Source organism: Nonomuraea sp. NPDC050022 (genome assembly GCF_044460705.1).
In the GTDB taxonomy this organism is placed as follows: domain Bacteria; phylum Actinomycetota; class Actinomycetes; order Streptosporangiales; family Streptosporangiaceae; genus Nonomuraea.
Genome location: NZ_JBITKE010000023.1, coordinates 44,428 through 69,789, shown reverse-complemented (window position 1 = coordinate 69,789; position 25,362 = coordinate 44,428). Strand labels below are relative to the sequence as shown.

General features: G+C 68.3%; 31 protein-coding genes and 1 pseudogene. 14 read left to right on the top strand and 18 right to left on the bottom strand.

All coding sequences use genetic code 11. The features are described 5' to 3' along the window. Positions 1-139 precede the first annotated feature (139 nt). The 4 genes from ACIBO2_RS56800 to ACIBO2_RS56785 all read left to right on the top strand — a co-directional run bounded on the left by ACIBO2_RS56800 (position 140) and on the right by ACIBO2_RS56785 (position 2,762). Positions 140-535, top strand: a complete 396-nt coding sequence (locus ACIBO2_RS56800) for an MmcQ/YjbR family DNA-binding protein (protein WP_358554363.1) — start codon at positions 140-142, stop codon at positions 533-535. Beyond that, positions 532-900 (top strand): MmcQ/YjbR family DNA-binding protein, encoded by a 369-nt coding sequence (locus tag ACIBO2_RS56795; protein ID WP_358554360.1) that lies wholly within the window; start codon positions 532-534, stop codon positions 898-900. The genes ACIBO2_RS56800 and ACIBO2_RS56795 overlap by 4 nt, the downstream gene beginning before the upstream one ends. Before the next feature lie 379 nt (positions 901-1,279). Further along, the gene (locus ACIBO2_RS56790; protein ID WP_358554358.1) at positions 1,280-2,035 is read left to right on the top strand and encodes an SDR family oxidoreductase; all 756 of its coding nucleotides are present in this window, start codon (positions 1,280-1,282) and stop codon (positions 2,033-2,035) included. 40 nt (positions 2,036-2,075) lie between these two features. Further along, positions 2,076-2,762 carry a TetR/AcrR family transcriptional regulator gene (locus tag ACIBO2_RS56785; protein WP_358554355.1) on the top strand — a complete coding sequence of 229 codons (687 nt, stop codon included), beginning with the start codon at positions 2,076-2,078 and terminating at the stop codon, positions 2,760-2,762. Between the two features lie 353 nt (positions 2,763-3,115). Here ACIBO2_RS56785 and ACIBO2_RS56780 read toward each other — a convergent pair whose 3' ends face one another. Further along, positions 3,116-3,748 (bottom strand): hypothetical protein, encoded by a 633-nt coding sequence (locus ACIBO2_RS56780; RefSeq protein ID WP_358554352.1) that lies wholly within the window; start codon positions 3,746-3,748, stop codon positions 3,116-3,118. A 208-nt stretch (positions 3,749-3,956) separates the two neighbouring features. Between ACIBO2_RS56780 and ACIBO2_RS56775 the strand changes: the two genes are divergently transcribed. Both ACIBO2_RS56775 and ACIBO2_RS56770 read left to right on the top strand, forming a co-directional pair. Next, positions 3,957-4,394 (top strand): hypothetical protein, encoded by a 438-nt coding sequence (locus ACIBO2_RS56775; protein WP_397305181.1) that lies wholly within the window; start codon positions 3,957-3,959, stop codon positions 4,392-4,394. Positions 4,395-4,633: 239 nt separating this feature from the next. Next, positions 4,634-7,045, top strand: coding sequence for a UvrD-helicase domain-containing protein (locus ACIBO2_RS56770; RefSeq protein WP_358554346.1), 2,412 nt, complete (start codon positions 4,634-4,636; stop codon positions 7,043-7,045). 34 nt (positions 7,046-7,079) lie between these two features. Here the strand turns inward: ACIBO2_RS56770 and ACIBO2_RS56765 are convergent, their stop codons facing one another. The 4 genes from ACIBO2_RS56765 to ACIBO2_RS56750 all read right to left on the bottom strand — a co-directional run bounded on the left by ACIBO2_RS56765 (position 7,080) and on the right by ACIBO2_RS56750 (position 9,157). Then, the gene (locus ACIBO2_RS56765; protein ID WP_358554343.1) at positions 7,080-7,796 is read right to left on the bottom strand and encodes a Tn3 family transposase; all 717 of its coding nucleotides are present in this window, start codon (positions 7,794-7,796) and stop codon (positions 7,080-7,082) included. Then, on the bottom strand, positions 7,748-8,086 hold the full coding sequence (locus ACIBO2_RS56760) for a Tn3 family transposase (protein WP_358554340.1): 339 nt from the start codon (positions 8,084-8,086) through the stop codon (positions 7,748-7,750). Before ACIBO2_RS56760 ends, ACIBO2_RS56765 begins: the two co-directional genes overlap by 49 nt. Before the next feature lie 76 nt (positions 8,087-8,162). Beyond that, positions 8,163-8,534, bottom strand: coding sequence for a hypothetical protein (locus ACIBO2_RS56755; protein WP_397305180.1), 372 nt, complete (start codon positions 8,532-8,534; stop codon positions 8,163-8,165). Beyond that, positions 8,531-9,157: a DUF4158 domain-containing protein gene (locus tag ACIBO2_RS56750; protein ID WP_358554334.1), complete on the bottom strand. Its 627-nt coding sequence runs from the start codon at positions 9,155-9,157 to the stop codon at positions 8,531-8,533. Before ACIBO2_RS56750 ends, ACIBO2_RS56755 begins: the two co-directional genes overlap by 4 nt. Before the next feature lie 410 nt (positions 9,158-9,567). On the opposite strand from ACIBO2_RS56750, the gene ACIBO2_RS56745 reads away from it, so the two are divergent. The 3 genes from ACIBO2_RS56745 (at position 9,568) to ACIBO2_RS56735 (ending at position 13,455) form a co-directional block, all read left to right on the top strand. Next, complete coding sequence (locus ACIBO2_RS56745) at positions 9,568-9,912, top strand: Hsp20/alpha crystallin family protein (protein ID WP_358554331.1); 345 nt, start codon at positions 9,568-9,570, stop codon at positions 9,910-9,912. A gap of 409 nt (positions 9,913-10,321) precedes the next feature. After that, complete coding sequence (locus ACIBO2_RS56740; protein WP_358554328.1) at positions 10,322-12,829, top strand: cation-transporting P-type ATPase; 2,508 nt, start codon at positions 10,322-10,324, stop codon at positions 12,827-12,829. A gap of 128 nt (positions 12,830-12,957) precedes the next feature. Continuing rightward, on the top strand, positions 12,958-13,455 hold the full coding sequence (locus tag ACIBO2_RS56735) for a universal stress protein (RefSeq protein WP_397305209.1): 498 nt from the start codon (positions 12,958-12,960) through the stop codon (positions 13,453-13,455). Between the two features lie 70 nt (positions 13,456-13,525). Here ACIBO2_RS56735 and ACIBO2_RS56730 read toward each other — a convergent pair whose 3' ends face one another. Further along, positions 13,526-13,672 (bottom strand): hypothetical protein, encoded by a 147-nt coding sequence (locus tag ACIBO2_RS56730; RefSeq protein ID WP_358554325.1) that lies wholly within the window; start codon positions 13,670-13,672, stop codon positions 13,526-13,528. 387 nt (positions 13,673-14,059) lie between these two features. Beyond that, positions 14,060-14,338, bottom strand: a complete 279-nt coding sequence (locus ACIBO2_RS56725) for a hypothetical protein (protein ID WP_358554322.1) — start codon at positions 14,336-14,338, stop codon at positions 14,060-14,062. Between the two features lie 663 nt (positions 14,339-15,001). Here ACIBO2_RS56725 and ACIBO2_RS56720 point away from each other — a divergent pair. Then, positions 15,002-15,136, top strand: a complete 135-nt coding sequence (locus tag ACIBO2_RS56720; RefSeq protein ID WP_358554319.1) for a hypothetical protein — start codon at positions 15,002-15,004, stop codon at positions 15,134-15,136. A gap of 47 nt (positions 15,137-15,183) precedes the next feature. Here the strand turns inward: ACIBO2_RS56720 and ACIBO2_RS56715 are convergent, their stop codons facing one another. Continuing rightward, positions 15,184-15,576 (bottom strand): hypothetical protein, encoded by a 393-nt coding sequence (locus ACIBO2_RS56715; RefSeq protein WP_397305179.1) that lies wholly within the window; start codon positions 15,574-15,576, stop codon positions 15,184-15,186. 11 nt (positions 15,577-15,587) lie between these two features. Here ACIBO2_RS56715 and ACIBO2_RS56710 point away from each other — a divergent pair. The 3 genes and pseudogenes from ACIBO2_RS56710 to ACIBO2_RS56700 form a co-directional block, all read left to right on the top strand. Continuing rightward, a pseudogene (locus tag ACIBO2_RS56710) lies at positions 15,588-15,821 on the top strand (Mu transposase C-terminal domain-containing protein); the annotation flags it as partial. Positions 15,822-15,944: 123 nt separating this feature from the next. Further along, positions 15,945-16,862 carry a TniB family NTP-binding protein gene (locus ACIBO2_RS56705; RefSeq protein WP_397305208.1) on the top strand — a complete coding sequence of 306 codons (918 nt, stop codon included), beginning with the start codon at positions 15,945-15,947 and terminating at the stop codon, positions 16,860-16,862. Beyond that, the gene (locus tag ACIBO2_RS56700) at positions 16,859-17,050 is read left to right on the top strand and encodes a TniQ family protein (RefSeq protein WP_358554313.1); all 192 of its coding nucleotides are present in this window, start codon (positions 16,859-16,861) and stop codon (positions 17,048-17,050) included. Before ACIBO2_RS56705 ends, ACIBO2_RS56700 begins: the two co-directional genes overlap by 4 nt. A gap of 495 nt (positions 17,051-17,545) precedes the next feature. Here ACIBO2_RS56700 and ACIBO2_RS56695 read toward each other — a convergent pair whose 3' ends face one another. From ACIBO2_RS56695 to ACIBO2_RS56675, 5 genes are all read right to left on the bottom strand, one after another. After that, complete coding sequence (locus ACIBO2_RS56695) at positions 17,546-18,538, bottom strand: recombinase family protein (protein ID WP_358554307.1); 993 nt, start codon at positions 18,536-18,538, stop codon at positions 17,546-17,548. 164 nt (positions 18,539-18,702) lie between these two features. After that, entirely contained in the window at positions 18,703-18,885 is a 183-nt protein-coding gene (locus ACIBO2_RS56690) for a hypothetical protein (protein WP_397305178.1), read from the bottom strand. A gap of 221 nt (positions 18,886-19,106) precedes the next feature. Then, positions 19,107-19,370: a hypothetical protein gene (locus ACIBO2_RS56685; RefSeq protein ID WP_397305177.1), complete on the bottom strand. Its 264-nt coding sequence runs from the start codon at positions 19,368-19,370 to the stop codon at positions 19,107-19,109. Positions 19,371-19,434: 64 nt separating this feature from the next. Further along, a complete protein-coding gene (locus ACIBO2_RS56680; RefSeq protein ID WP_397305176.1) occupies positions 19,435-20,784 on the bottom strand; it encodes an FAD-dependent oxidoreductase in 1,350 nt (449 codons plus the stop codon). A gap of 3 nt (positions 20,785-20,787) precedes the next feature. Further along, positions 20,788-21,393 (bottom strand): PadR family transcriptional regulator, encoded by a 606-nt coding sequence (locus tag ACIBO2_RS56675; RefSeq protein WP_358554298.1) that lies wholly within the window; start codon positions 21,391-21,393, stop codon positions 20,788-20,790. 47 nt (positions 21,394-21,440) lie between these two features. Between ACIBO2_RS56675 and ACIBO2_RS56670 the strand changes: the two genes are divergently transcribed. Next, on the top strand, positions 21,441-21,653 hold the full coding sequence (locus tag ACIBO2_RS56670; protein WP_358554295.1) for a hypothetical protein: 213 nt from the start codon (positions 21,441-21,443) through the stop codon (positions 21,651-21,653). Between the two features lie 402 nt (positions 21,654-22,055). Here the strand turns inward: ACIBO2_RS56670 and ACIBO2_RS56665 are convergent, their stop codons facing one another. The 5 genes from ACIBO2_RS56665 to ACIBO2_RS56645 form a co-directional block, all read right to left on the bottom strand. Beyond that, complete coding sequence (locus tag ACIBO2_RS56665; RefSeq protein WP_397305175.1) at positions 22,056-22,535, bottom strand: RICIN domain-containing protein; 480 nt, start codon at positions 22,533-22,535, stop codon at positions 22,056-22,058. Between the two features lie 345 nt (positions 22,536-22,880). Then, a complete protein-coding gene (locus ACIBO2_RS56660; protein WP_397305174.1) occupies positions 22,881-23,036 on the bottom strand; it encodes a hypothetical protein in 156 nt (51 codons plus the stop codon). Further along, positions 23,009-23,269 carry a hypothetical protein gene (locus ACIBO2_RS56655; RefSeq protein WP_397305173.1) on the bottom strand — a complete coding sequence of 87 codons (261 nt, stop codon included), beginning with the start codon at positions 23,267-23,269 and terminating at the stop codon, positions 23,009-23,011. The genes ACIBO2_RS56660 and ACIBO2_RS56655 overlap by 28 nt, the downstream gene beginning before the upstream one ends. Before the next feature lie 213 nt (positions 23,270-23,482). Then, on the bottom strand, positions 23,483-24,484 hold the full coding sequence (locus ACIBO2_RS56650; RefSeq protein ID WP_358554283.1) for an NADP-dependent oxidoreductase: 1,002 nt from the start codon (positions 24,482-24,484) through the stop codon (positions 23,483-23,485). A gap of 32 nt (positions 24,485-24,516) precedes the next feature. Next, positions 24,517-25,332: an alpha/beta fold hydrolase gene (locus tag ACIBO2_RS56645; RefSeq protein WP_397305172.1), complete on the bottom strand. Its 816-nt coding sequence runs from the start codon at positions 25,330-25,332 to the stop codon at positions 24,517-24,519. Positions 25,333-25,362: the final 30 nt, after the last annotated feature.

Below are 25,362 nucleotides of genomic sequence, written 5' to 3'. Positions count from 1 at the left end.
CGACCATCACGTGTCCGCAGCCTACCGCCCTTCCAGTCGGCTTCGACGGAAGGATGGGATGTGCCACCGCGCCCGCGCGGCGCGCCCTGCGCCTCCTTCGATGCCACAGTCCGTCACCACCTGAGAAGGCTCACCACCCATGAACGGATCGGCCCTGCACAAGACCGCCGCCGACTGCGCGGAGGAACTCCCCGGAGCCCAGCTGGAGCACCCCTTCGGCCCCGCCTGGGAGGTCTACAAGGTACGCGGCAAGGTGTTCATGCTGATGACCGAAGTCCCGGGGCGTCCCGTCGTGATCCTCAAGGCGGACCCCGGCGAGGCCCACGCCTTGCGAGAGCAATACAGCCACATCACCCCCGGCTACCACATGAACAAGAAGCACTGGATCACCCTGGAGAGCGGAGAAGGCGTCGACAATGAGCTCGTCAGGGAGCTCGTCACCGACTCCTACCGGCTCGTCGTCGCCCACCTGCCCAAGGCCGAGCAGCCCGTCGACCCGCACACCTACGGCACCGGCGCACGGGCGGCCCGGTGAACGCGGCCGGTGACCGGTTCCAGGACACCGCCCGCCAGGCGGCCCTGGCCCTCCCCGACGTCAGCCACGGCTACCCCTTCACCCTGGGACTCGACGTGTACAAGGTCGCGGGCAAGGTGTTCCTGATCGTCACCGACGACCCGGACGAACAGATCATCACGGTCAGGTGCGAACCCGAACACGCCCGCGCGCAAGAACGCGGCTACGCCTCGATCACGCCGGGCCGCTACCTCGACAAACGCCGCTGGATCTCACTGGGGCCGGGACCCGGCATCACCGAGCGGCTGATCACCGACGCGGTCGAGGATTCCTACGACCTGGTCGCCGAGCGGCTGCCGCGACGCGACCGCCCCGGTGCCCGATGAGCGCCGCGAGCTTCCCCGCGAACGGCTGAGCGCTCGCTCGTCAGCGTCCCGTGCAAGGGCTCGCCCCGTCCGCACGCGCCCGCCTGCGATCCCTCCTGGCCGCGGGCGCCGCTGCTGGGCCCGCGTGGTCGCCCCGCAGCGCCTCAGCTCCACCATCCTGCGGGGCCGCCCGGCGTCGGGAAGACCTCCATCGTCCGGCTCCTCGCCGACGGCAGCGACATGGCCTTCGAGCCGGTGTCGCCCACCTTCTCCGGCGTGGCCGAACCGCTCCAGGCCGCCGATGGTAAGTTGATCGACTTGCCTTAAGGACGGTGCGGGAGTTACCTTCAGGGTGGTGAGTTCATCGACTTACCTTACGACTCGGCAAGGAACAATCAACGTGAATCGTCTTGCGGGCAAGCGCGCCCTTATCACCGGCGGCACGAGTGGGATCGGTCTGGAGACCGCGCGGCGTTTTGTCGCGGAGGGGGCCGATGTGCTGGTCACAGGCGTAACCCCGGCCAGCATCGACAAGGCGCGGCAGATCCTTGGGGACAAGGTGCCGGTGGTGCAGGCCGATGCGCGCGATCTCGATGCGCAGCGCGGCCTGGCGGAGCGGGTGCGTGAGCAGTTCGGGGAGCTGGACGTGGCGTTCCTGAACGCCGGCGTCTCGGACTGGCGGCCGTTCGAGGACCACACGGAGGGCAGCTACGACCGGCTCTTCGACATCAACGTCAAGAGCGTCTTCTTTCTCACACAGGCCCTGGTACCCGTGCTGGCCAACCCGTCCTCGGTCATCCTCAACGCGTCCAACAGCGCGCACGGCGGCTATGGTCAGTCGAACGCCTACGCCGCGACGAAGGCGGCTGTCGGCTCCCTGATGCGGTCGTGGAACGCGGACCTGCTCAGGTCGCACGGCATCCGGTTCAACGCGGTCAGCCCCGGCCCGGTGGACACCCCGCTGTATTCCAAGCTCGGGATCGAGGACCCCGCGCAGCAGACGGCGGTTCTGGAGGCGATCAGCTCCGGCATCCCGCTGGGTCGCATGGGTATGCCCGAGGAGGTCGCGGAAGCCGTCGTGTACCTGGCCTCCGATGTCTCCGCCTTCGCTGTGGGCCAGGACCTTATCCTGGACGGCGGCCAGACCGTCCTCTGACAGCGAGGATGCGGCTGGGAGACGGGCGAGGGGCGTGGGTATGTCGGTGGCGGACCGAGCGGAAACCGGTGGCGATACGTGCCAGGCCGGGTATCACGCGCAGATCAAAGCGGAGAACCGCGCGCGCATCATTCGCGCCGCCCGCGACCTCTTCCTCGCCCGGGGATACGACAAGACCTCCCTGGCCCAGATCGCCAGGGAGGCCCGCGTCTCCACCGGCACCCTCTTCAAGCGGTACCCCTCCAAGGCTGCGCTGTTCGCGGCCGTCACCTCCGAGCAGTGGCAGCTGGATGTGCAGTACGCCGAACCGCCCCCGCCCGGTGATCCCCGGTACGGTCTGGACCACATCGGCCGTGACTACGCTTGCTTGGTCTCGCGGCCCGGCACGGCGGCGCTGTGCCGCCTCATCATCACCGAACTTCCCCAGATGCCGGAACTCGCCGACATCGTCGGCACCGGCTTCGCCATCGACCGCGGACCCTTCTTCGACCGGCTCCGCGACTACCTGGACGCCGAAGCGCAGGCAGGCACACTCGACTTCCGTTCGGCCGACGGACAGACGCAGCCGGCATCCGCGGTGGCCGAGCAGTTCCTCGGCATGATCTGCGGCCAGCTCCTGTGGCCTCAACTCGTACGGACCGACTTCGTCCCGCCCGACCCCGCCGATACCACGATCGTGGACGAAGCCGTCGCCCTCATGCTCACCCGCTATCGCACCGGATCCTGAACCCCGGACTACCAGTTCACGCGGCCAGGACCTCGATACGTCGCCCTACCGGGACAGGTGCAGGTATGGATGACTCGACCGACAACGAATACGCGCGAGCGCGACCGGTCCTTCCAGTAACCAACAGCGGCCGACGGCTGAGCTGGGACCGTGGTCTCCCGGTACTGCTGGCGTGCGGCCCCGGCGTTGCGCTCGGTGGCGCCTCTTGGCAGCGAGTGGTCGTGCTTCACCCGTGGGTGCAAGCGTTCGCTCAAAGTCTTCGGACAACGCTCCCTGGCAGCCTGCGAGTCATGGCCACCCTGACGGCATGAGGCGTGCCACCTGGTGTCGCAAGCTGCCTTCGGGGGTTGAGCTCAGCGGGGACGACGGCGCTGGACGGGGTCGGCTTCGGCGGTGATGCGGGCGGAGGTCTCCTCGCCGAGTTGTACGTAGCGGCCGAGGCTGGCCAGGTGCAGGTGGCGGCTCTTGGCCTGTAGTTCGGGCGCGGTGCGGCCGGCTTGCGCGAGATGCTGCAGTGCCGAGTGACGGAGCTGGTGCAGAGTCCATCCCTGGCGGTGCGGGTCGAGCTGGGCTGTGGCGGTCTTGAACAGGTATTCGGCGCGCGGGTAGGACGGCCGGCCCCGGCCGGTGACGGGGCAGACATCGCCGGTTGCGGGCGCCCGGCAGCCGGAGGTGGGGGCACGCCGGTCAGCCAGGAACACCGGCCCGGCGGTGCGGCCGGTCAGCAGGCGGGGCAGGATCCGGGCGGCCGGGATGGCCCGATCACCGCGGCGGGCGGGCTTGCGACGCTCCAGCCGCCGGGCCGGGTTGGTGACCAGGAATTCCTGGCGCTGGGCCCAGGTGGTGAAGGAGACCAGCGCGGACAGGTGCCGGTTCCAGGTGGCGGCGGCCGCGCTCTTCCACTGGTCCATCACCGCAGCGTACTGCTCGGGCGTGACGACGGTCGCGGGGCCGGTCGGCGGGCCGGGGAAGGCGACGACGGACACGGGCGACCTCCTCCAGGGCGATGTGACACATAATGTAGCCGAGTCGCCGTCGTGGCGGCGGATGCCGAGCTGGGCGGACATGGTACGCCAAGGGCCGGTGTGACAGATAATGCAAGTTCTGTTTCACAGCCCCGATCACCTAGTCATATGCATGAGGAATAAGTTCTTGCGTTCATCGTAATTCCATGCGACTACTGTACTTATGACTGTGTACGAAGATGTGGCCGCGATCCAGCATCCGATGCCCGCGCCGGGCACGGTGGAGCCGGAAGAGATGTACAGCGACGCCTGCTGGAAAGTCGACGAAGAGCGGAAGGAGAGTGCTCTCTATCTGGAGATGCTCTCCGACAACGAAGCCGTCGACCCGCTGTTGGCGGCGATCGAATCGGCCCGGGCCTCGAAGGAACGCGCCGAGGAGGAGATCCGCCAATTGGTGGCCTACGGCCGGGAATTCATCCGGCCCAGGCCCTACACCCTCAATGACCTGGCGGCCGCCGCAGGCATGTCGGTCTCCGGCGTACGCACCTGCTACGACCACACCCAGGTCGCCGCCGTCGCCGAAGCGCTTGGGCGTGCCTCGCGCGAGTGGCGGGCCACTGATTCCGGCACCCCCGCCAACCACCCCGACTCCCTGAGCGCATCATGACGATCAGGGTGAACACCCCGCTCCCGTGAACCGGCGAGGCGACCAGCCTGTGTCCGGCGTCCCAGATTCTGTCGGACCTCTCGGTCAAGATGAGCGGCGAGCTATAGCCGCCACGTGATCGAACCGCTACAGAAGGTTCATGCACGGCAGGCAGCGCAAGCCTAGGGCCGCGCCACGGCCCGCCTTTCGGACACGCCGCCGGGAACGCGGCCCTGATCTCGCGCCCCAGGAAGGACGCTATGGCCGGCAAGCCGACCGAAGAGCAGCAGGCCGCACGGGATGTATTCGCCGCAGGCAGGGATCTGGCTCTGGTGGCGGGGGCGGGAACGGGTAAGACCTCCACACTGATCTTGATGGGAGCCGCTACCCGGAAACGGGGCCTGTACGTGGCGTTCAACTCCTCCATCGTTCACGAGGCCCGCAGCAAATTCGGTTCGAACGTGGAGTGCCGAACTTCGCACTCGCTTGCCTTCGTCGCTCACGGGCACCGCTACCAGGAGCGGCTGGACGCCTCCGCGCATATGCCGGGCAAGCAGGTGGCGCGGCTGCTGGAGATCCCCAAAGATCTGGACATCAATGGCAGCCGCATCACACGCGCCCACCAGGCGCGCCTGGTCATGAATATGGTCAGACGCTTCTGCTTCACCACCGACCGAGAGTTGGCGTCCCGGCATATGGAGCGCCTCAACGGCCTGGACCAGTTGGGGCAGGCGTATGTGGCCGGCCTGTTGCTGCCGTATGCGGTCAAAGCCTGGGAAGACATCTGCTTCCCACGCGGCCGCCTGCGGTTCGTGCCCGACCACTACCTGAAGATGTGGGCGCTGACCAAACCCGTGCTGGCGGCGGACTTCATCTTGCTGGATGAGGCCCAAGACACCAACCCCGTGCTGGAAGAGGTGTTCTTGGCCCAAGACGCCCAGCGGGTGTGTGTGGGCGACCCAGCCCAGCAGATCTACGCCTGGCGCGATGCGCGGGACGTGATGACCAGCTTCCCCGCCGAACACCTGCACCTGACCCAGTCCTTCCGGTTCGGCCCACAGATCGCCGCGGTCGCCAACCGGTGGCTCCACCACGCCGACTCACCGATGCGACTCAGTGGATGTGGTCCGGCGACTTCACGCGTCCAGCCGGTGGAGAACGCCGACGCGGTGCTGTGCCGGGGCAACGCCGAGGCGATGAAGGAAGTCCTCAACTTCCTCGAACGCGGCGTCGCCGTCTCCCTGACCGGCGGCGGCAAGAACCTGCGCCGCATCGCCACCGCAGCCCAGGAACTGCAGGCCGGCCGCCGTACCAGCCACCCAGAACTGTTCTTGTTCACCACGTGGGGCGAAGTCCAGGACTACGTCGAACACGACGCCTCCGGCCAAGATCTGAAGACGACCGTGGACCTGGTCGACACCTACGGCCCAGACAAGATCATCCAGGCCATCGACCATCTCACCGCCGAGAACCAGGCCAAGGTCAGCGTCTCCACCACCCACAAGGCCAAGGGCAGGGAATGGGCCAGCGTCCGCATCGGAGAGGGCTTCCTGTCCCCGCCAACCGACGCGGACGGGATCCCGCGGCCGCTGACCGCCGCCGAGGCCCGCCTGATCTACGTCGCCGTCACCCGCGCCCGATATCTCCTGGACGTGGAGGGCATCAACTGGATCGACGCCTACGAGAAAGCAACGGCTGACAACAGCGGGACGGGTTTGGTGGCCGGGCGGCCGATGATCGATCTGAGCCTGACCGGCCAACTTAAGTACCCCACCTCACCGGTATCGCAGTTCATGGCCCAGCACCTGCCCCGCAGCTACCGGGTGGTCAAGAACTACTTGCAGCGCATCGCGGACCTCCCCCACCCCCTGCAGCCCATCGACACGCGCTACCCGAGCTGGGCAGCGCTAGGACACGCCATTGACTTCCGGCTGCGCTTGGCGCTGGGCAGCCCGCTCGGCGGCACCGTCGCCACCGGCGTCGAGGCACTCGCCAGTGACCCCCACCTGGTCGGCGCACCCTCGCCCGACATCCGGGCGGCCCTGCACGCGGCAGGAAAACACCTCCTGGCCGCGGTGAGTGTCCATCTCGGAACAGGGCCCCACCTGCACGAAGAGGCCCTTGTCCGGCTGTGCTTCGTGGCCGCCTTCTACGAAGCCGTCGGCCGCACAGGTGAGATCAACCGCTTCAGCCTGCTCTCCGGCGCCACCCCGTCCACCACCCTGCGCGACCTCACCGCAGCCGTCCCCGCCTACGCCATCACCGACATCAACCGTCAGATGCGATTGGCCGCGAGCACCTTCGCCCCCCTCCGCTCTCTGCCGAAGCACGCCAAGACCTGCGGGCCCGTCTTCGCCGGCAGCGCGGACATCGGTGGCGCCGACGCCGACTTCGTCCTCGACGGGCTGCTGCTGGACTGCAAAGCGACCATCTACCCCCACAAACTGGGCGCTGCAGAGGTCTACCAGTTGGCCGGGTACCTCCTGCTGGACTACGACGACCGCTTCCACATCGACCGCGTAGGCCTGTACCTCTCGCGCCAAGGCGGCCTCATCACCTGGGAAGTCCAGGAGTTTCTCCACCATCTGGGCGCGACTCAGCCGCTCGCCTACCTGCGCACCCAGATGAACAAGCGCCTACGCCAGGCGCGTACCAGCGCTATTGTCATCTAGCGGTCGTCCCCCGTCGAGGGCAGCGCAGCGCCCGTCAAGGCATCAGCCCCAGCTCGCGCAGCTGCGCGGGCCGTAGCGGCCGCCAGCCGCTGGTGTCGAGCTTGGCCAGCTCCGCCTCAACGTCCACGTTGATGACGCCGAAGAAGTTGATGTTGTCGCTGTGCCCAGGTGAGATGTGCGACAGGATCTCGTCGCTGACTCCCCGCCCTTGGGAGCGCAGCTCCAGCACCGCTCGTGAATAATATTCGGTCGTCCAGGCGATCACGGAGTTGGTCAGCAGGGTCAGGCACCACGCTTGCTCGGTCTGCTGCTCCAGATGCGGGCGGGTGACGGTGCCCTGCTGGGCGTAGTGCAGGTCGCGGCGCAGCGCGTGCAGGCTCTCGCCCTTGTTCAGTTGCCGCGAGATCTTCCTTCTGAAGGCTGGGTCCGACAGGTATTTGGCGAGGTGGACGGTCCTTCGCAGCATGCCCCATTCCTTCAAGGCGGCGGCCAGGGTGTTCTGCCGAGAGGCGGCCGACCACTTGCCGACGATCAGTGAGGCGGTGGCCTGGCCGTACTTCAGCGACCCGGCCATACGCAGCAGGTCCGGCCAGCAGTCGGTGACCAGGTCCTCGTTCCAGCGCGCGCCCAGCAGCGGCCCGGCGTGCGGATAGCGCTTGGCGATCTCGGTCGGGGTGGCGTCACGGACCAGAGTAACCCGGGTCAGATCTCGCATCCGCGGGGTGAGCGCCTTGCCGACCAGGTCGAACAAGGCAAGTTGATCAACGTGGCGCCGTGCGTATCTGTTGCGTGCTCGGCGATCGGAAGGTCGGTCGCGTTGCCCAGAAAGTCGTCCAGGACATAGTGCGCCTCCCGCGCCGTCGGCACGATGATCTTCGTCCCGTATGTCGACCACTGATCGGAGACGTGGGTGTAGGTCGACAGCACCTGGCCGCCGTGAATGACCATGGTCCGGCCGCTCAGAGTTTTACCGCGAACGGGGAACCGCTGGCCATCGGATGAGCTCATGGTGCCGCCGCCGAACACCTTGGCCAGCTCCAAGCCGTAACGCGCAGCATCCCGCCCACCTCATCATCGGGGATCGCCGGGTCGGCCAGCACGGGAAGGATCATGTCCATCAGCAGCTGGCGGGCCTCGCCTTTTTGGCCCGCTCGACCAGCGCCTCGTCCGTCTTGGACTTCGCCCGCGACTCCCGCGCGCTGACGGCCTGGTCGAACAGGGCCACCACCTCATCCAGCTGGTCGACCGCGGCCTGGGCGACGAACGCCAGCAGGATCGGGAACTTGCGCTCCTTGCGCCGCTCCAGCCCCTGGTTGGTCGAGCGGCGTGCGACCTGCGCCAGGACCCGGCGGCGCTCGTTCGGCAGCACCGACACATCCATCTGGTGGGCGTCGATCGCGCGCAACCAGGTCAGCTTGTCGATCGTGGTCTTCACCGATGTCGCCGAGGCGTCCCGGGCCGGGCTGACCAGCCACTCCAGCCGGGTCATCCCAGCCCCGCATCCACCAGTAGCATCCGCTCCGGGTCGGCCCGGACCTCAGCGGTCAGCAGGTGCCCCACCAGCTGAGAGGTCAGATCGGAGGCGCCCTTGCGGGCCGTGCCGACCATCTTGGCCAGGATGAGTACGCCGGGCCGGATCACCTTGGCCGCCATCAGATACTCGCGCGCCAGGTTGAACAGCAGCGTCGGCGAGTCGTGCTCCATCGCCCGGTCCAGCAGGAACTGCTCGAGCTCCTTCATCGCCTGGCTACCTGCCAGAGCTGTCTGCCACGCCAGATACTTGGCGATCAGGCCCAGATGGTCCGAGCGGGTCTGATCGCGCTTGCCGTACAGCCGCAGCGCCACCGGCGTCACCCCCAGCCGCTCGGCCACCCGTGCCACCGCCGCGGGTGGCGCCGCGGCCACGTCGTCGGGCACGAACGCGAGCCAAGGCAACGTGCACAGCTGGACCAGCATGCCCAGCCGGTCGACCGGGCCCCGCCCCTTGCCCGGATCGACGAAAGCCACGTCAGCCGACGTCGGCGTGAAATACCGGATCAACTCATCTGCGCTGATCTCCGGGAACGAGCGCAGCTGCTCCAGCTGCTCCTCGGAGAACATCTTCTCTGACAACGCACCACTCCACGTGCCGTACCGGACGAAATCGGAACGAACGTAGCGGCAGTGATCACCAACCCGTCAAATGCGGACGTTGTCGCAGGTCAGAGGCTACTTCGTTGGAAATTTCTTCATTACTACCGGGACCCCGACAGCGGCGAACGTCCCCGGCTGGCAGGACCAAAGACACTGGCCGCACAGATCCGGTGAGCGGACGCCCGGGGGAAAGCAGGGCTCGCCGCAGTTGCAAAACAGGGCCGGTCGCCCCTGGCGGGAAGGGATTTCGGTCTCTGGGGCGAGGCGCTAACGGGTGTGTCCTGAAGGTGTGGGAATCGGAACCGCACAAGGAGGCTGTGATGAACCTGCCAGAGCGTAGGGACGTCAGATTCCCGTTCCCGGAGCTGTTCGAGTGAATGGAGAGCCCGATGTTCGGGTTCCGGCCGTTCGGACAGATCGTCCGGGTCGAGGACTACATCGCCGACGGCCAGTACGTGCTACGCGCTGAGCTGTCCGGGATCGACCCCGACAAGGACGTGGAGGTCACCTTGGGTGACGATGTGCTCCACATCCGGGCAGAGAGGACCCGCAGGGTCTCCGAGGCGCACCGATCGGAATTCTCCTACGGGTCGCTGTCGCGATCGGTGACGTTGCCCGCCGCGGCCAAGACGGACGACGTCAAGGCCACCTACGCCGGCGGCGTCCTGGAGGTCAGCGTCGGGCCGGCCGAAGGTAAGAAGGCGGAAGGTCGCCGGATCGCCGTCGAGCACTGACGGCAGGCCAGGCGCGGGCGGATGAAGCATAGGCTCCCGCCCGCGCCCTACCGCCAAGAGGCCGACGATGAAGAGGTCGACGATGAAGAGGTCGATCGTGGCCGGCGTCGACGGATCGGGCTGACGAGGCCGCCCTGCAGCGGGCACGGGCATGCGACGCGCGGCTGCGTCTGGTATGCCGCGTGCGATCTCCGGTGCGGGCGCCGCACTTCGGTGGGGGTGTGGGCCGGTCCCGCAGGAAGTCCCGGACGGGCCGGCCATGGGTCAGTGTGGGTGGCGCGGCATCGGCCGGGCTCGAGAACAGCCCGTTTCCGGGTACGGCCGGGCGACACAGGCAGTGCCGGACGGCCCGTGGGTTGGTGTCGAAAGTCCCTGCCCAACGCAGGGGGTCGCGTCAAGAGTGGTGGTCATGACCATCCTGTCGCAATCCCGATGCGGGCTCAGCGCCGTCGAAGTGGCGGAGCGGCTGGCCGCCGATGGCCCGAACGCGCTGCCCGCGGCTCGCCGCGTCTCTCCTGTGGTGTTGCTGCTGCGTGAGATGGTGCATTTCTTTGCTCTGCTGTTGTGGGGGGCGGCCGCGCTGGCCGTGTTGGCCGGGATGCCGCAGCTGGCCGTGGCGATTGCGGTGGTCGTGGTGCTCAATGGGGGTTTCGCCTTCGCCCAGGAGTATCGCGCTGATCGGGCCACGCAGCGGTTGCGGGAGCTGATCCCGGCCAACGTGGTGGTCAGGCGGGATGGCAGGCGCGTGCTGATCGGCGCGGCTGAGCTGGTGGTCGGGGACGTCGTACTGCTGGAGGCGGGGGATCGGATCTCGGCCGACCTGGAGTTGGCCGAGGTTCATGCGCTGGCCGTCAACGAGTCCATGCTGACCGGGGAGAGTCGTCCAGCCCGGCCGCGGGCGGGTGGCCCGGTCTACGCGGGCACGTTCGTGGTCGAGGGGGAGGCCGAGGCCGTCGTGGTGGCCACCGGGGCGCGCACCCGGCTGGCCGCGATCGCCAAGCTGACCAGGGAGGCGATCAGGCCGCCCAGCCCGCTGGCCGTCCAGCTCGGCAAGGTCGTCAAGGTCGTCGCCGGGGTCGCGGTGGCCGTCGGCACGGCGTTCTTCGGGCTGGCGGTGCTGCTCGGGATGGAGCCGGGACAGGGCTTCCTGTTCGCCATCGGTGTCACGGTCGCGCTGGTGCCCGAAGGGCTGCTGCCCACCGTCACGCTGTCGCTGGCTCGCGCCGCCCAGCGGATGGCCACCCGCAACGCCCTGGTGCGCCACTTGGAAGCGGTCGAGACGCTCGGCTCGGCCACGTTCATCTGCACCGACAAGACCGGCACGCTGACCCGTAACGAGATGAGCGTGGCCGAGGTGTGGGCGCCGTCGAGCTCGCCCGCCGAGGTCATGCGTTCGGCGGTGCTGAGCTCCACCGGCCGCCTCAGCGGCGGCAAGCCTGTGGGGGACCCGATGGAGGTGGCTCTGCACGTCGAAGCGCTGCGTCTCGGCGCTGACGTGGAAGGACGGGTCACCCGGCGCTTTCCGTTCGATCCGGCACGGCGTCGCGCCTCCGTCCTGGTGGATGGCGGATTGCACCTGAAGGGCGCACCGGATGCCGTGCTGCCGTTGTGCCGGGCCGCACCCGGGGCCGATGATGCGCTGGCCCGGATGAGCGACCGCGGCCTGCGGGTGCTCGCCGTCGCGCGCGGTGACACGGCTGAGGAGTCAGAGCTGGAACTTCTCGGCCTGGTCGGGTTGCACGACCCGCCGCGCGAGGATGTGGCCGAGGCGATCTGGAAATGCCGCCTCGCCGGGATCAAGCTGGCCATGCTCACCGGTGACCATCCGCGCACCGCCCGCGCCATCGCCGCCGAGGTCGGGCTGCTCGGCCCGGACGAGCTGGTGATCACCGGCGCCGAGTTGCCCGCCGACGACGCCGCACTGGGCGAGTTGCTCGACCACGACGGGGTGGTGATCGCCCGCGTGACGCCAGAGGACAAGCTGCGCATCGCTCGGGCCTTGCGTGGGCGTGGGCACGTGGTGGCGATGACCGGTGACGGCGTCAACGACGCGCCGGCGCTGCGCGAGGCCGACATCGGTATCGCGATGGGAAAGTCGGGCACCGACGTCGCCCGCGAGGCCGCCGACCTGGTTCTGCTGGATGACCACTTCGCCACCATCGTCGCCGCGGTCGAGCTGGGCCGGGCAACCTACGCCAACGTGCGCCGCTTCCTTACTTACCACCTGACCGACAACGTCGCCGAACTCACCCCGTTCGCCGTCTGGGCGTTGTCCGGCGGCACCATCCCCCTCGCCCTGACCGTGCTGCAGGTTCTCGCCCTCGACATCGGCACCGACCTGCTGCCCGCCCTTGCCCTGGGCGCCGAACCGGCCAACCCGCGCACCATGCACGGCCCGGCCCGCGCCGGAAACCTCATCGACCGCCGCCTGCTCATCCGCGTCTTCGGCGTGCTCGGGCCCGCTCAGGCCATGGCCGAAATGGGCGCGTTCATCGGAGTCCTGTTGCTCGGCGGCTGGCACCTCGGCACCGCCCCGAGTCTCAGCCTGCTCGCCGGGGCTTCGGGTACGGCCTTCGCCGCCGTCGTGCTCGGCCAACTCGCGAACGCCTTCGCCTGCCGCAGCGAATCCCGCTGGATCGGGCGCATTCGCTGGCGCACCAACCCCCTGCTGCTCGGCGCGATCGCCGTCGAAGCCGTGCTGCTGCTGGCCTTCCTCGGCCTGCCGCCCGTCTCGAACCTGCTCGGCGGCGCCTTCCCACCCGCCGCGGGATGGGCACTGGCCGCGATGGCGATTCCCGTCATGATCCTGACCGACGCCGCGCACAAGGCATGGCAGGCAAAGCACGCGCGTGAAGACGCGGCTCCCCATCGGATGCCACCGCATCAGACGAGACCGAACTCAGAAAACTCCCGCTGACCGTCGCCCACCCCTGGCAGCGGCCATACGGCGAAGCCGACGAAGCGGCCAACAACCACCTGCGCAAGGCAGCCGACCACGTACTGTGACACGGCGCCGACTGCGCCCGCGCGACCAGCGTCGTCGGCATCGAAACCGACCTGCACGAGGGCCCGGCGGCACAGCGGCTCGTCGAACCGTCCAGCGGCGCCGCCCTCGTCGTGGTCGGCTCGCGAGGGCCGCACGGGTTGCCCAGGGCCCTCGTGGGCTCGGTGGCCCGATACGTTGCCGTACACGCCGAATGCCCGATGATCGTCGTACGCGGACCAGGGCCGCTGCCCGCCCCCGCGCATCCAAGGCCGATCGTGGTCGCCGACAAGGAACCGACCGCCTCAGTCCTGGAGCTCGCCGTCAACGAGGCGGACATGCGCCGACTCGCCCTGGTCACCACCGCCGAACCTCAGACCGGGCAGGAGAGCCATCCGAACGTCCCCTCCCGAGTTCAGAAAGCGCACGAGAGGCCGACGCTCATCGTGGCCGGCCGCAAGAGGACCGACCATTTCGGAATGATCACCTCGCTCCTCCAGCACGCTCCGTGCCCGGTCGCCGTGGTGGGGATCTCTATGGGCGAAGGTCATCGGGAATGAGGGGTCGAGCGATCATCGAGAGTGAGCCGGTTACTACCTGGTTGACCAGCTGATCGCACGCCGTCGCGATCTACGGCTGGAGACAAACGACGAGGTTGGTGCCGAGATTGCGCGTGTTGCCCTTGACCATTCCCTGCGCTATCACGATCACGAACTGGCTCAGCCCCAGCTCGTCGATGCGGGCACGCAAGGCGGCCTGTCCGGAAGTGTCGGGCATCAGCAGAGCGTGCGCTAGTGAACGGAGCACTCGACGCCACACAGGACATCGCAGACGGGACACCCATCGTGGTCGACGGTTCGGCGCGCATCATCGAGCTGTGAGCCCGCGTACGAGGCATGGCGGGGACGGCATGGTCAGCAACATGACGGTCGGCTCGACGGCAAGGGCGCGATGGTGGCCAGCATGTACATCGATCATGTACATCGATCTGGCCTGCGAACACAGCCGGCAGATCACCCCTGGCACAGTCCGGTTTGCGCCCGGACCACTGCTACAGGTGGCGCTGAACGACGGCGGCGCAATCACGACCGAGGCCCGGCAGCACCTGATCGCCACCGGATCGGCCCCGTGGACGCCTTCGCTTCAGGGCCGCGGCCAGAGCGGCTACCTGACCCCTTCGTCGGCCGAGTGGTCGCGCCGGCCGCGCAGGGTGTCCAGCCGGGAGTGGTACTCGTCGGTGTCGATCTCGCCGCGCGCGTACCGCTGCGCCAGCAGTTCCTCCGCCGTCGGCGGCGGCGAAGCGGGCCCCGCGCCGGTGGCTCGGCCCACGTGACGGGCGGCCAGCACAATCGCCGTGATCACCAGCCCCCAGAAGACCACCGTGCTCAGACCCATGAGCGCGTATCCCCAGCCGCCCATGCCGTTGTAGCCCCACCACATCATCGCCATCACCTCGGATGCTTTCGGTTTCCTCCATCCTGTGCTGGGACCGATCCTGGAGACAGGGACCTTCGTCCCTATCTCCAGAGGAATTGGGAGGAGACGCCGAGGTCAGCGGCGAGACCAGGCACAGGAGGATGATGGGGGAGGCGTTCTCATGGGCGCGCGCCGGGTAGCGCCAGCCGATCCTGCCGCCCGCCTTCTCATCGGCGGTCCGGACGAACGCGCACCGCCTACTGCCCCCGAGAGTGCTGCTCGCACCCATGCCGCCACACCGATGATCAGCTGAGCGCATGCTCCTGCACCGGGGCCGGGGGGGTAGAAGCGATGTTTCGCAGGTGCCTTGGGGCTGGGAGCGCGCCGCCGCCCACCTGGACGACCTGGTGCCGCGCGCGCTTTACGGTGAGCATCTGGCCGACGGCGCTCTGGCCGTGCTGCGCGAACAGGTCTGGCGGACACGGGTCGCGGCAGCCCGCGGCGGTTCCGGCGGTGATACTGGTCTAAAAAATCTACTTTGTAAAGGCGTCCGGGCGGGACAAAAACCCAAACACATAATCGAATAAATACCCTCATTTAGACCCACCGGGCTTGCGGAGGGTTACGGGTAGAGCTGGTCGGCGACCTCGCGGACGCCCGATCGCCTACCGTCAGGTCGCGCCCGAACTGGTGATCGCGCTCCTGGTCGACGTCGACCAGGAGCGCGGCCGGTGGCGGCACCCGATGCGGTACCGGCGGCTGCGACTCGACCTGTCCCCGGACGCCGTACTGCGCGGCACTCACCTAGATGCCGGGCCGGCATAACCGCGCCCGGTCCAACGGTGCCGAGGTGTGAGTGCCGGGGACGGTTGTCAGGGCTGAAGTGCGTAGGTCACTGTGGCTATGACCGGGAAATCATCCACATCCATGTTCGACGACCCTATGGTGATCTCACAGTGGGCGGTTGTTTTGGTGCATCCCGTCGCCGTTGCGAAGATCAGGATATCGGGGTAGTCACCATCCGTTCTCGATATCGGTCTGTAGCTCTTCATTACGTACTCTGACACCCGCATCGACTCCCACGTCTGACCGAGCTCATCCAGCGCGCAGGCAACTGCGACCTGACCGGCGATGTCGGCGGCTGCCGTGATCGCCGCGGTGGACAGCGTCTCGCGTTGCAGGGCCAGGATGTCGGACCAGGGAAACTTGATAAGCAGCGCGCTAGTGTAGAAACCTCCACCCTTAGGTCCAGTAGCTGGGTCCACAGGGGGACGTGGCGCAGGGCGTCGCCGAGGGAGGCCGCCCCGCGACGGTGTCGAGCGAGACGGCGTTCCTGGTCGACTTCCTGCCAGTGGAGCGGCGGACGCTGACCCGCACGGGCTTCACGCTCGATCACGTCCAGTACTACTGCGATGCACTCAAGCCGTGGATCGCCCGCCGCGGACAGCTGGAGAAGATCGTGCTGCGGCGAGACCCTCGCGACATCTCCCGGATCTGGGCGCTCGATCCGCTCGCTGGAACGCAGGCCCGCGACGCCTAAGCTCCCACAGGTCCGGGTGATGCCGCCGCCTGTCCCGGCGGTGGACGGGACCACCGCGCCGGCGGCCGAGCCGTTCGAGGTGATCGAACAGTGGTGAACGGGGTGGAGGCGGCTGATCCGGAGGATCTGTCGCATCTGCATGAGGGTGCCCGGTGGATCGCTCGGCTGCCGTCGTCTGAGCGGCTGCGGCATGCGCGGGCGGACCGGTGGATCGGCTACACCCGCGCCAGACAGGCCCTGGCAGAGCTGGGGAAGCTGCTGGCGGCCCCGAAGCGGGAGCGGATGCCGAACCTGCTGCTGGTCGGGGCGACGAACAACGGTAAATCGATGATCATCGAGAAGTTCCGGCGGTCGCACCCGCTGGTCGCGCACATCGATCGGGAGGAGATCCCGGTCCTGGTGGTGCAGATGCCCTCCGATCCGCATGTCGGCCGCTTCTACACCGCGCTGCTGGCCAGTCTCGGGGCGCCGCTGCGGCCGGCGATGAAGCTGGCCGTGCTGGAGCAGCTGGCGCTGCGGTTGCTGCGCGAGGCCGGCGTGCGGGTGCTGGTGATCGACGAACTACACAGCACGCTGGCCGGCCATGGCAACTCCCGCCGCGAATTCCTCAACCTGCTGCGGTTCCTGGGCAACGAGCTGAAGATCCCCCTCGTCGGGGTCGGTACCCGGGAGGCTTATCTGGCGATCCGCTCGGACGATCAGCTGGAGAACCGGTTCGCGCCGTTCGCGCTGCCGCGCTGGCAGGCCGATCAGGAGGCACGGTCCCTGCTGGCGAGCTTCGCCGCCGCCTTCCCCCTTCGCCGCCCGTCGGCGATCTCGACACCACAGATGGCCGAGTACCTGCTGGCACGCAGCGAAGGGACGATCGGTGAGCTGTCGGCGCTACTGACCGAGGCCGCGATCGCGGCGATCGAGTCGGGCGAGGAGGCGATCAACCAGCGGACCCTACTGCTGGCCACCTACAACGGGCCGACCGAGCGTCGCCGATTGTTCGAACGCGAACTCCTGTGAGCGGTGGCGGCGCCCGCCGGTGGCCGCTCCACCCGCCACCGCACCCGGGCGAGGCTCTGTCGTCGTGGCTACAGCGGCTCGCCTCCCGCTATGAGCTGACGGTCGCACAGCTCCTGACCCACAACCGACGAGCTGCCCAGCCCACGGCTGCCGGCTCGAGCACGGCGCCGACGTCCAGCTGGGGTTAGCCCTCGGCAGGCCGGTCGCACCACAGCCCGTCAGCGACGCGGTCGTCGCGCTGGACCGGCTCACCTGGGAGGGCTGGACCACGGGCCGGGTCACCCTGCCGCGCCGCCCGGTGCACGCGGGGGTCTGGTTCCGGCTGCTGCGTACCCTCCTGGACGAGGTCAGCACAGCGCCCTCGGTCGTCCGCACCGGCTCGGCCGAGACGCTACGGCTGATCTGGGAGAGAGCGGGGCGGCCGGTCCGGGCGGGCCTGAACATCTGGCGGCCGGGGGGACGCTGCACGAAGAGTGCGAGGCGTTCTTCGACCTGGCCCGCGACTACCCCGCCACCGCCCTCCAGCTCCTGAGGATCTTCACCTTCCGGTCGAGGACCCTGGAGGAGTTCGAGGCCGAACGCCGCTTCCTCATCGACGCCGGCGTCCCCGAGGCGTTCCTGCCCGACGCCGCGGGCTGCGGACGGGCCGATCTGCTGCCCTGCCCGCATTGACGCGCTGGCCACTACCGCAGGGCGGCGAAGTCCGCGCGGGCCTGCTCGATCGCCTCGGGGTAGGCGCTGGCCTTCTCGTATTCGGCCAAGGCCCGATAGACGCTGGCCAGCGACGGGTTCTGGCCTTTGTTCTTGCCGGTGGGGATGATGAGGTCTTTGCGGATGTCCTCCACCCGTTCGCCAGCGGCCCTGCGACGTAGGACGGTGTGCAGCATGTCGTCGGTCATCACCGGGCGGCGGCCGCCGTGATTGCCTTTGCGAGCGGCGGCGTCCAGACCTTCGAGGGTGGCTTCGCGGACGGCTTCGCGTTCGGTCTCGGCCATCGCGGCGAAGAAGGCGAACAGCATCCGTCCCGGCCCGGACGGGTCGTAGGTCCCCGCTAGCGGCCCGGCGAGCATCTCCAGGACCAGGCCGTGGGCGGTCAGGTGGTCGGCCAGTGCGGTGAGCTCGGCGGCGTCCCGGCCCAGTCGCTTCATCTCGTAGACGGTGAAGATGACCCGGCAGTGCGGGGCGTGGGCCTTCACCTCGCGGGCGGCGGCGAGCGCGGCCTCGAAGTGGGGCCGGACCTTTACCCTGGTGGAGATCTTCTCGGCGAAGATCTTCTCGCGCGGGATGCCGTGCCGCTCCAGCGCGTCCAGCTGCGACTGGAGCTCTTGGGTGAGGGAGGAGCAGCGGGCGTAGCCGATCCGAATGTCGGCCGTCGGCCGATCGGGGTCGATCGGCGCCGGCGGCGCCGTGCCCGGCCGCCACGGCCGGCCCGGCCCTCGGTCGGCGGGGGTCGGCACCCGCAGCAACTTCGACAGGCGGGCAACCTTCACGAACCGGCCGGTGTGGTAGGTCCCGGCCACCGCGCCCGAACGCGACCTGCACGGCGAGCCCGCCTCCACGCCACATCGCGGACACGCGTGGCGTTCGACCTCATCCGCGTCACGGGTGATGTTCGGGTCATCGGCGGATACAGCGGATGATCCGGCGCGTTCGCGGGGTTCCGGGATCTTGACCATGCCCTGGATTCTCTCACAAACATTTCCCAGAACACTGGATCTGGCAAAAGTGAGTGAGAACGAGTTCTGAGAAGGAATCAGTCCCGGCTGACCTCGATTTCAAGATCGAGAAGACCGCGCTTGGCTTCTTCTCGCAATCGAGCGTTTCCGAGAAGAGAATATGCCTATTTCTGGGCTGTCGCTTGGCTTCGCCAGTACACGAGGTTCTTGCGGGTAATCACGATGGAGGAATGGTCGGAACCCAGCACCTGGTGAAACTCTATGAGGAGTTCCTCGAGGTCAGCGGCAGCGCCCGCCGGATCGCCCGTCATGCCCCGCCAGTGCGCCAGGTTGTTGCGGGTAATCACGATGGAGGGGTGGTGGGGACCCAGCCCCCGTAGTTCGTCGGTGAGGAGTTCTTCGAATGCTTCGGCGGCCCCTGCCGCATCCCCTGCCTCACCCCGCCAGTACGCCAGGTTATTGCGAAGACACAGAGTGTCCGGGTGGTCAACGCCGAACCCTCCCGGAATTCATTGAGGAGTTCCCCGAACGCGGTGGCGGCGCCCGCCGGATCCCCCGCCTCACCCCGTTACTCCGCGAGGTTGTTGTGGCTCACCTGGGTGTCGGGGTGGTCAGGACCGAACACTCTTAGCTGGTCAGTGAGGAGTTCTTCGTAGGCAGTGGCGCCGCCCGCCGGCTCGGCGATCCGGACCCCGAGCAGCGTGCCGTCCTGCTCGAGCAGTTCGTCCATCTCCATGACGATCAGGCCGTCGGCGGCCTCGATCAGGTGCGGCAGCAGGGTGGGCTTGCCGGCGCCCGGCGCGCCGGTCAGCAGGTACAGGGGAGCGAGCACGCCCCGATCCTAGAGGCCGGCGGTCGTGATGATCGCGGGCGGCGGGTCAGGCGCCTGGCGCCTTTCAGTCTTCGCGGCCCTCGCCGCGGTAGGCGGCTTGGGACTGCTCCATCTTGCGCTTGACCGGCGGCAGATGGTTGATCGTCCGCATTGCCGTACGCATGCCGGCCAGTGCCAGGCGGCCGATGACCGGCCAGTGGACGGGGCCGTCGGCGGTCATCTGCTTGCGCGACTCGCGGACGGCGTCAAAGCCGTACTCGCGCATCCGGCTCTCGTAACCGCCGACCGCCTCGAGGAGCATGGCCTTGCCGTCGCGGAAGGCCGCCAGATTGCGCGTCAGCAGGCGGGCGTCGCGTAGTGCGGTGTTCGCGCCCACGCCACGGCCCGGGGTCATGGTGTGGATGGCGTCGCCGAGCATGGTGACGTTGCCGGCCGGCCACGGGCCGGGCGGGACCGAGGTACGGATGTTGATCGGGAAGCAGCTGCCGGGGTCGGCCAGCTCGAACAGCCTGCGCAGGTTGGGATGCCATCCCGCGGTCCGCTCCAGCACGAGCCTCTGCAGGTCGGGGCCCTTGAGGTCGAGCACGTCCGACGGCAGCCTGCGAGCGGCCGCGGCCCAGCCCCACATGATGTAGTCGCGCGTGTTGTCGAAGGTGAGGCCGGGCCAGGCCGAGATGAGCCGGGCGTCGGTCGCGCCGATGCCCATCTTGGGCCGGCCCCGCTCGTCCCACGGGAACTCCATGACGTGGTAGACGCAGAAATAGCCCTTGGGCGCGAACACCATCGACACGCCGTGCAGCATCTTCGGCGTGATCAGCTGGCGGGTCTCCGCCGTCAGCGCGATCTTGCCGGTGATGCCGATCAGCCCTGAATCCTCCACTACGGCGTGCGGCAGGTACTGCCGGCGCACGCGTGAGTTCGTCCCGTCGGCGCCCACCAGCAGATCGCCGGTGGCCTGGGTGCCGTCCTCGAAGAACGCGGTGACGGTGCCGTCGGCGTTGCGCTCGTACCTGCGGAAGACCTTGTCGAAGTGGACGACGTCCTCCAGCCCGGTGAGCAGCACCTGGCGCAGCGTCATCCGCGACACCGACTTCTCGCTGTCGACGGGGTCGTCGCCGGGCGGGCTACCGTCGCCCATCGACAGCACTTCCGTCAGCTTCTCGGTGAGGATGTTGGAGTAGCGCGGCGGCCGCGCGCAGGTCGCCAGGAACGTCTCGTACAGCTCGGGCGGCAGGCAGTCGTGCAGCGCGCGGCTGCCGTCGGGGCTGATGCCGACGCGGTAGCCCTGCAGCCCGTCGCCGCGGGTGCGGTCGCGCTCGTAGACCGCGACCTCGATGCCCGCCCGCTTGAACCCGTGCGCCAGGCACAGCCCGCCGGTGCCGGCGCCGATGACGATGACCTTGATCGTGGGCATGGTTCAGTCCTCCGGGATCTCGAGATGGTCGGAGGCGAAGGCGCGCAGGCGCTCCTCGCTCCAGGTCAGGCGGCCGGCGCGCAGGTCGTCGAGAACTCCGGTGACCCAGCGCAGCTCGCTCTCCGTGGCGGCACGCAGGTACTCGGTCTCCAGCAGCGAGACGCGGGGCACGCCTGCCTCCCCGAGCGCCGCCTCCAGCCGGGCCAGCCGTACCTGGAGGAGCTCGTGGCGCTCGCGCAGGAAGCCCAGCGTCTGCTCCGGGGTCAGTATCGGCAGGAACGACAGCGCGGCGGGGAACTCGGGGAACTCGTTGCGCGGCGTCGTCAGCATCTCGCCCATCCACCGCTGGAGCGCCTCGCGGCCCTGTTCGGTCAGCGCGTAGACGGTGCGCTCGGGGTACTGCTGGTCGCGCTCGGTCTGGTGGACCGTGATCAGGCTCGCTTCGTGCAGCCGGTTGATCGTCTTGTACAGCGTGGTCCGCTGGCCAACGTTGATCACCTCGTCCTTGCCCCACTGCTTGATCAGGGACTGCATGCCGTACGGATGTAGCGGCTGGTAGGCGAGAAGGCCGAGGACGGCCATCGCCAGCGGTGATCGGCGCGTTGTCATAGTAGAAGGTTAACTAGTGTCCAGAACACTATGCAAGGATGGAGCTCATGGCGATACCTGCGCGCTTGTCCTGGGCCGTCGACACGCTGGACGTAAGGCCCGCCGACCGGATTCTGGAGATCGGGTGCGGGCGCGGCGTGGCCGTGGACCTCATCTGCTCGCGGGGCGGCACGGCCACGGCGCTCAACCGTTCGGCCACCGCGATCCGCGCCGCCGAGGACCGCAACGCCTCGCACATCGCCTCCGGCCAGGCGATGTAAGGGTCATGAATCACCTCGCCCCCCGCGCCTCACCAGGGGCCCGGCGCCCAACATCAACCCAGCAGACTCACCGGTAGGTGCACGCGACTTCGGAAATCGATGCATGCGACTTCGAAAATCGACATCGGGCCCGTGTAATGAGCCCCAAAGTAGAGCATCCGCACAGGTCAGTGTTGTCTCAGAACCATCTCGCAGGACGCCCGCGTTGTGAGAGGAGTTCTGCGAACGGCGACCTGGGTGAACGGCTCGCGAACTCGTGCGACGCTGACCGCCCCGGCGGGACGCGATGACGGCCACCGTCGACGAGCGAGTGGAAGCCCAGGTTTCCAGCCGGGTCTACGCCGACCGGCCGGTGGCCGCCTTGAAGTGCCTACGGCGCGTTGCCTGCGCCGTTATTGCTGATCAGTTGACAGGGCTGAACTTCCATTTTTGAGTGGCGGCGCCGGTGGCGGGCTTCAGTGCCACCTTTGGCGGTAGACCGGGCCCGTAAGGTGCGGTGGTCCAGACCAGATCTTGGCTGGGGAGCTTGATGGTGAATGTGCCGTCCTCGGACCTGATGAGAGACCAGGCCGTCGGGGCCTGGCCCTTGCACACGACCTGCTCGTGGTCCTCGGAGGCGAAGCGTTCCGTGCCCACATTCCAGATGTAGTAAGTGGACTCGGCTGGGAAGATCTGCCACTTCTCCTGGCTTCCTCCGGGGTTGTTGTCGATGGTGATCGGCAAGTCCTCGACAGGGGCGGCTTTTGCCGAGCCGTTCGATGCCAGGTTGATGAGCCGGTAGGTGGGTTCGGCGGAGATGGCCCGGGGAGTCTGTGTGCTGGCGGCGGTGGCCGGCAGCAAGGCGGCGGTCAGGGCCAGGACGGCCAGGGCTGAGGTGCGCATGGGGGGACCTCCATGGGGTAGTGAGCGTTCCACCCGAATATTTACTCTTTGCTTATGATCTACTACCCTAAGTGACTGAAGCCATTGCGACACCGTCCGCCACCGACCCGGAGTGGCTGCGGGCCACAACGGTTTATCCTCCGTTGTCCGCTTCTCTCGGCGTATTTCCGCATAGATGGTTCTGAGACAACCCTGACCTGCCCGGATCTCTACTTTGGGGCTCATTACACGGACCCGAGCAGAGGGACTCACTCGGTGATGTTCTCGTGCAGCGTCGCGAACCGCGGGTCGGCGGGGTCGGTGACCGTGGTCGCCTCCAGCAGCACCACCAGGGCCCAGGCGATGTCAGCGGCGGCGTTCCCGGTCGGCCCCCAGGTCGGCCTTGCGGTTCCACGCCTTCAGCGGCTCGGCGATCTGGCACGCCTGCCAGTGCAGCATCCCGGTCACCCCGGGACCGGCCGCGCCGGAAGCCTTCAGCACCTGACCGCGGGCCAGCGCCATCTCCTCCACCCCGCGCCGTGGGCGAGCATGTGGCCCTCGGTGAGCATGCCGACCCCGATCGCCGCCCCGTACAACGAGTTGGCCAGCACCGCCGCCAGCACCCGTTCCCCGCCGACCGCCGCGGCCTGGGCGGTCAGTTCGGCGTCGGTGGGAGTCTGCGCGGAGGCGCCGAGCGCGGCCAGCGCCGCCGAGATCGACGATGCGGACGGAGCTGGCGGAGGCGAAGGCGGCATGTCCGCACCGTACCGACGCGCCCCGCTCGAAGGCACCCCGTCGATGTGATCGCGATCAACCCACAGCACGTTCCCTTACCGGCCGTGGACATCCGGCCCACGGAGCGGTCGGTTTCCTGCCTGGAAGCGCTGTATCGGTGGGGAGCGGATGCCGAGCCGGCAGGGCGCGTCAGCAGGATCCGCCGGGGGGCGGAGCACGTCGTCGGCGCCGATTCAGTCGGCGGATACGACGACCTTGCCGGCTTTCGTCTTGCCGGCCTCGACGAACGCCATCGCCTGCGGAGTCTCGTCGAAGGGGAAGACCGTGTCGACGACCGGGCGCAGCGCGCCGGCGTCGTACAGGCCGGCCAGGTGGGCCAGCTGCTTGCCGTCGGCTCGCATGAAGAAGAAGGAGTAGCGCACTCCGGCCTTCCTGGCCGCGCGGCGGACCTTGCGGCTCAGCAGCGACAGCACCATCTCGAAGACCCGGGGGGCGCCGAGTTGCCGGGCGAGGCCGGCGTCCGGGGGGCCGGCCACTCCCAGGGTCAGGCCGCCGGAGGTCAGCACGGTCAGCGACTTCATCAGATTCTCCCCGCCGAGTCCGTCGACGACGAGGTCGTAGCCGGAGTGCAGCGAGGAGAAGTCCTCCTTGGTGTAGTCGACGACGATGTCGGCGCCCAGGGAGCGCAGCAGCTCCTCGGACGAGCCCCGGGCGGTGGTCGCGACCTCGGCGCCCAGGTACTTGGCCAGCTGGATCAGGGTGGACCCGAGGCCGCCGGCGCCGCCGTGGACCAGTACCTTCGACCCGGGCCCGATCCCGGCCGTGTCAACAAGAATCTGCCAGGCCGCGAGGGAGACGAGCGGCACCGCGGCCGCCTCGGGCATGGTCAGCGTGGCCGGTTTGTGCGCGACATCGTCCTGGTCGATCGCGATGTACTCGGCGAAGGCGCCGATGCGCAGGTCACGTGGCCGGGAGTACACCTCGTCGCCGACAGCGAAGCCGCGCACCAGTGTCCCGACCTTCGTGACGGTGCCGGCGAGATCGTGGCCCAGGACGAACGGCGTCCTGTACTTGAGGAGTTGTTTGAACTCTCCGTCGCGGACCAGCTTGTCCAGCGGGTTGACGCTGGCCGCGGCGATCTTCACCAGGACATCCCGGGGGCCGGGCTGCGGTTCGGGCACGTCTGCGGCGCGCAGGCCGTCCTTGCCGTAGTGCTCGACGACGAAAGCCTTCATGGTTCGCGGGTCCCTTCTTGTCGGTACAGGTGCTACGGCCGGGCCAGGAAGGCTAGTGCCTGGGTGACGAACTGCTGGTGGTACTGGAAGATGCCGCCGTGACCGGCGTCAGGGTAGATCACCAGCTCGCTGGCGGGCAGCCGCCGGGCCAGATCGGTGGAGTTGTGGGAGGGGACCATCCGGTCGGCGTCGCCGTTGGCCACCAGCACCGGCTGGGTGATCACCGACAGGTCCTGCGGGGGCTGCAGGCCCCAGCGGTGGATGGCCTTGAGCTGGGTGAGGTAGGCCCTCGGGGAGATCGTCTTGTCCCGGTCGGTGGTGCGTTCCTTCAGGCGTGCCAGGAACTCCTGGCCGGCGCGCTTGCCGGCGGCGGTGCGGGTGAAGAACAGGTACTGCTTGGGGTCGGTGAGGGTCAGCAGCGCCCGCAGGGTGTCCAGGTGGGAGATGCGGGTGACGTTCGTGATGCCCTGGCCGCCGGCGGGGCCGGTTCCGGTCAGGATGATCCTGCGGACCAGCTGCGGCTCTCTCAGCGCGATCTCCTGGGCGATCATGCCGCCCATGGAGAAGCCGTGCAGGTCGACGCGGTCAAGGCCGAGGGCCTTGATGAAGGTGGCGGCGTCGCGGGCCATCTCGGCGATGGTGGCCGGGGTGGTGCCGGTGGAGGCTCCGACGCCGCGGTTGTCGAAGGTGATGACGCGGCGCTCGGCGGCGATGCCGTCGACGACGCGCGGGTCCCAGCTGTCCAGGACGGCGGCCAGGTGGGTCAGGAACACCACGGGAGTGCCGGTGCGCGGGCCCAGGTCGCGGTAGGCGTAGCGCACCCCCGCGGCCTCGACGCTCCGGGTCACGGCGTCCTTGTAGGTTGCGGCAGAGGCCTG